Annotated in this window: 2 protein-coding genes; both read left to right on the forward strand. The window is 77.2% G+C overall.

What is annotated here, in order from left to right:
- Nucleotides 1–119: 119 nt before the first annotated feature.
- Nucleotides 120–2,105 (forward strand): alpha/beta hydrolase family protein, encoded by a 1,986-nt coding sequence (locus ACFU6K_RS36050; RefSeq protein WP_380670414.1) that lies wholly within the window; start codon nt 120–122, stop codon nt 2,103–2,105.
- Nucleotides 2,106–2,474: 369 nt separating this feature from the next.
- Complete coding sequence (locus ACFU6K_RS36055; protein ID WP_380670416.1) at nt 2,475–2,648, forward strand: hypothetical protein; 174 nt, start codon at nt 2,475–2,477, stop codon at nt 2,646–2,648.
- Nucleotides 2,649–2,678 lie beyond the last annotated feature (30 nt).

The raw sequence follows: 2,678 nt of genomic DNA on the forward strand, positions 1-2,678 counted from the left end.
GCCCGGCCGAGGCGCGACGGCGGACCGGCCCCCTCCGGCACTGCGGGCCGGTCCGACACCACAGTCCCCTCCGACTCGGCGGGCCCGTCCAGCACCACCGGGGTGAGCGGAGCATGAACGTGGCCACCCGAACCATGACCCAGACGCTGCGCCGGCTGAGCTTCACCTTCGCCGCCGACGGCAGCCACGCCGCCTGCCTCGCCTCCTCCGCCGACAGCGGCTGGTACGTGGAGAGTTGGCGGCTGCCGCAGGACGGCGGGCCGGCCGTGCCGACCGCGCTGCCACTGCCCGGCAACCGCGCGGAGAGCCTGCGCTCGCAGCTGGCCGCGCTCCCGGACGGCTCGGTGCTGACCTGCCGGCACGACGGCGAGCGGCACGACCTGGTCCGCCTCTCGTACGGCGGGAACGGCGCCCTGGAACAGCCGTTGGGCTCGCTGCGGATGACCGGCCTGCGGGTGCTGCCGCTCCCCGCCCGGGCCGGGGCCGACCCGCGGACGCCGGTGGCGGTCGCGCTCGGCAGCGACACCCGCCCGGCGACCACCGCCTGGCTGGTGCGCACGGACGGCAGCGAGCCCGAACAGGTCGCCGAGATCCCGGGGTTGCACGGCGGCGGCACCTGGCTGGACAGTACCGGCACGCTGCTCGCGCTGGACCGGGTGAACGCGGGCCTGGTCCGCAGCGTGGTGCTCGACCTGCGCGCCGGCCGCACCTCCCCCCTGCTGGAGATCGGTCCGCAGAGCAACGACCGCCTGGTGCTGTTCGACCCGGACAGCCGGTTCGCGATGGTGCGCAGCGACGCGCCCGGCACCGACCGGCTCGGCTGGGGCGTCCTCGGCGCCGGGGAGCCGCTGCGCTTCCCCGAGTGCCTGCACGTCGCGGGCATGTTGCTGCGGCCGGTAGCCCTGCGGGTGGCGGCAGACGGCCCCCGGGTCGCGGTGCAGATCGACCACGGCGCGGGGTCGGCGCTCGCGCTGTGGCGGCCCTCGGCCGGGCGGCTGGAGCCGCTGCCGGTCCCGCCCGGGCGGCTCGGCGCGGTCGGGCACTGGGGCGAGGCGGGGCTGCGCGTGCCGTACTCCTCGCCCGACCACCCGACGGCGCTGGCCACCCTCGACGTCGACGAGCTGCTGACCCACGGCCCGCTCCCGCCCGTCTCCGGCCCGACCCCGCTGCCGCTCCAACTCGCGCCGCTGGCCTCGGGGTTGCCAGGGCCGTGGCGGGACACCATCCTGCCCTGGCAGCCCGGCGGGGTGCGCCCGGTGCGGACCGAACCGCCCGGCTGGCGGCTCGACGGCAGCGCCCCGCCCGGGGACGGCGGCCGCTGGCATCCCGCGCAGAGCCTCGAACTCGCGGGCCCGGCGGGCCCGTTGGAGGCCGTGGTGTACGGCGGGGACGCCTGGCTGAGCAGCCCGCACCTGGTGCTGGCGCTGCACGGCGGCCCGGCGGACGCCTGGCGGCTGGAGTTCGACCCGGCACTGCAACGGATGGCCGCCGAGGGCCTGGCGGTGGTCGCGCCGAACCAGCGCGGCTCCACCGGCTACGGCGTGGCGCACGCGCTGGCCATCCGGGGCGCCTGGGGCGGTCCCGACCTGGACGACGTCCTGTACCTGCTGGACGGCATCGCGGGCCAGCGCGCCGCCCTCGGCCTGGAGCCGCCGGCCCTCTTCGGGGTCAGCTACGGCGCCTTCCTGGCGCTGCTGGCGGCCTCGCACGCGCCGGCCGAGCAGGTCGCCCGCTGCGCGGTGGTCGCGCCGTTCCTGTCCGGCGCCCGACTGCTGGCCGAAGCGGCGCCCCCCGTAAGGGCGTTGACCACCCGCCTGGGCGGTGGCGAGCAGGTCGCCGACGCCCGCGGACCGCGCGACGTGCTGCAACTGGCGCACCGGCTGAGCGCGCCGCTGCTGGTGGTGCACGGCAACCGGGACGAGGTCGTGCCGGTGAGCCAGTCCCGGTCGCTGCGGCACGAGTTGCTGCGGATCGGCCGGGTCGAGGGGGAGGACTTCCGGTACGTCGAGGCGGCCGGGTCCGGGCACGAGGTGCTCGCCGACGAGGGCGCCGCCGTCCTGCACGAGCTGCTGGCCACGTTCCTGCGGACCGGCCGTCCGGGCTGACCCGGGCGGGACCGGAACAGCCGACGGCCCCGCCCGGGCGGCCTCGACGCCGCACTGGGCGATCCGAGTGAACCCTCCGCGGGTGGGTGCCACTTGTCGGCCCTGGTACGGACCGACCCGTCCCTCGCCCTGGTCGTGGCGCCGGACGGGACGGCCTGCCGTCCGGGCCCGGGCCTGGGACCAGCGCGGGACTCGCGTCATGATCTCGATAGGATCTCGTCCGTCCCGGCCGTTATGGTGACCGGGGCACGGGCCGCGATCACCGGCTACGGGCGCGTACCGGGCGCCCGATCGGGGACCCGACCGTGCGCCACCGGCGCCGGCCGGGCGCCGATGACCTGCACCCTCCGCACGGAAAAGACGATTCTCATGTCCGACACCCTCACCGACACCACCGGACCCGCGGTTACCGGGACCGACGCCGACGAGAAGACGGCCAAGGACACCGCGTCGCACGGCCGCCACCGCGGTGGCTCCGCCGCCGACGACAGCCCGGAGACCGACGCGCACGGCCGCCACCGCGCGGCCGGTGCGCTGGGCTGACCGCACCACCACCAGGGCACCGCGTACGAG

The sequence above is a fragment of the Kitasatospora sp. NPDC057512 genome (assembly GCF_042802135.1).
Taxonomy (GTDB): domain Bacteria; phylum Actinomycetota; class Actinomycetes; order Streptomycetales; family Streptomycetaceae; genus Kitasatospora.